The sequence below is a fragment of the Aminobacter sp. P4_D5 genome (assembly GCF_056401815.1).
The window spans coordinates 1-656 of record NZ_JBFUIP010000843.1 but is presented as its reverse complement, the minus strand read 5'-3'; the positions used below and the strand labels follow the sequence as shown (position 1 = coordinate 656).

The 656-nt window shown below is 63.4% G+C and carries 1 pseudogene; it reads right to left on the bottom strand.

Annotation, left to right across the window (positions count from 1 at the left end):
• Window positions 1–381: 381 nt before the first annotated feature.
• A pseudogene (locus tag AC1DWF_RS35335) lies at window positions 382–656 on the bottom strand (arylsulfatase); the annotation flags it as partial.

The following is a 656-nucleotide window of genomic DNA, read 5'->3' as shown; positions in this document are numbered from 1 at the left end:
GAATTGAGGACGTAGACCGTGTCCGCGCGCGCCGGCATCGCGGCGAGAAGGAGCAGCAGGGCGGCGCGCCACATGGCAGAGAGGGCCTTCACGGCAATTCGATGTTTGCAATCAAACGCATAACTCCGGCGGATTCAAGGCGATCCGCATGGAAACGCCCGATCCTCGCCTGAACACACGAAGAATTGGTAAAGTTGCAAAGCCGCAGGACAGCCTGTGCAGGCAACCCAGGAGGTCCCGCTACGTGGACCCCGGGCGCGCTCAAAACCGCAGCGTGTCAAAGGCTTCTGGACCGGTGTCATTCCGCCGTCTCAAGGAGACGCGTGTCGCGGAAGATCCGCCACCGGCGCCGAATGCGCCGGTGGCTCTCGGCAAGGCGTCTCAGTTGCGCTGGCGTCGCGCCGCCGCAATGGCAGCCTCGATCTGTGCCTTCACSGCMTCCAWRTTGAAGGARGCSCCSCGCTGCATCGGCGGGAACTCGAYGAAGGTCGCCGCGTAGCGAGCCACCTCCTGCTGCACGAAGGTGAAGCGCCAGAACTCCGTCACGAACCAGTTGTAGAAGGCCAGCGAGCCATTTGCGCCATTGGGCAGGCCCATCCGCTCGAAGGGATCCAGCCTCAGGTTGACGATCACGGGCCAGTCCAGATGCACGGTTC